This is a genomic window from Enterobacter cloacae complex sp. P27C (assembly GCF_014895705.1).
Classification (GTDB): Bacteria; Pseudomonadota; Gammaproteobacteria; order Enterobacterales; family Enterobacteriaceae; genus Enterobacter; species Enterobacter bugandensis.
On record NZ_JADBQB010000026.1, the window covers coordinates 1 to 1,223 of the forward strand.

Sequence of the window (1,223 nt, forward strand, 5' to 3'; positions counted from 1 at the left end):
AAAATCCACGCTTTGGCGTGGATTTTTTGCGGGGTTAAAACACATTCTCTAATAGTTCTGTTTTCATGCTGGGTTCAAAAGGTATGATCTCAATAGTCGCAAGCTTTAACCTCGGAAAAGGATCCTCGCATAATCGTTTTGAAGTGAGGCAAGACTCTCACACTTAGCGAGAATGACTCTACCGTTTCTTGGGATCCCTCTTTCGGACGCCAGGAAAATCCCCTCTGCATACCCCTTTTTAAGTCACTCAACATGAGCAGGTATCGCTGCATCGATTTCTTCGAGTGGTTTTATATAGGTCAAAATGACAATGTAAACCGTGCTTATCCTTTGCCACTTAACTCTGTTTTTTAAACTGCTTGTCGGAACTGCTGATACAGTTCCTCTTTTGCCACTGATTGTTGTTATCATTTTTTGGCGCTTTTGTTCTTAATATGCAGGGCCCGATTGAGCCAACGCGTTACGCTTCATATCCCAGGAATAAAACCAGTCATGCCAGCCATTTTTTTTTGCTGGATAGCTACAGACAACGACCACTTCCTTTGACAGGTTGAATGTTAAGTAATTGAAAATCGCACCTTCAGGAGGTGCAGACCAAAATAGTTTTTCGCCCTGCGCATTGAAGATGGTCAAAACGGTCGGTAATGGCTTTGGCTCGCTTAACGCAAAGACTAACTGGCGTGTTGAGTCGACCATTGCATAGTCTAAAAATGGCATACTAACCAGTATGTTACTTTCGCCACACGTCCATTGAAGCAGGTCATTTTCTTTGATGAAATTGAGATTTTTAATCACAGGTTAACCTCAACTTTTAAAGTTTGATCTGTTTCAAATCACCTTCAAAAAGCCCCACAAGATATACCCGATATCGGGCTGGCTGCACTTCTTTATACGTTAATACAGCAGAAAACTCTTTCAAACACTTGGAACAAATGTTTTTCGAAACATCTAATTGGCTTTCATCGTAGCTATATTTCTTATATTCACTAACAAACTTCACGCCTCTCATTTTCTTAACCAAAAAGCATTTTACCTCTACAGGGAGCGTGTCAAACTCATATGAGTTTACGATAGAGTAGACTATTACCCCTTCGCATTCAGGGCATGCTATTTCCTTTCCATACTCTATGAAATCATTGTCAATGCCATCAAGGACTAATAACTTCTTTTTCAGTCTATTAATTATTTTCATTTCTAACCTTTAATTGTATTAATAGAAAAGT

At 39.6% G+C, this 1,223-nt stretch carries 2 protein-coding genes and 1 pseudogene; all 3 read right to left on the reverse strand.

Annotation, left to right across the window (positions count from 1 at the left end; translation table 11 throughout):
- Positions 1-34 precede the first annotated feature (34 nt).
- Positions 35-327: pseudogene (locus IM291_RS22025) on the reverse strand (YciI family protein).
- Positions 328-429: 102 nt separating this feature from the next.
- Entirely contained in the window at positions 430-795 is a 366-nt protein-coding gene (locus IM291_RS21795; protein WP_192987637.1) for a hypothetical protein, read from the reverse strand.
- 16 nt (positions 796-811) lie between these two features.
- On the reverse strand, positions 812-1,192 hold the full coding sequence (locus tag IM291_RS21800) for a hypothetical protein (protein WP_049119986.1): 381 nt from the start codon (positions 1,190-1,192) through the stop codon (positions 812-814).
- Positions 1,193-1,223 lie beyond the last annotated feature (31 nt).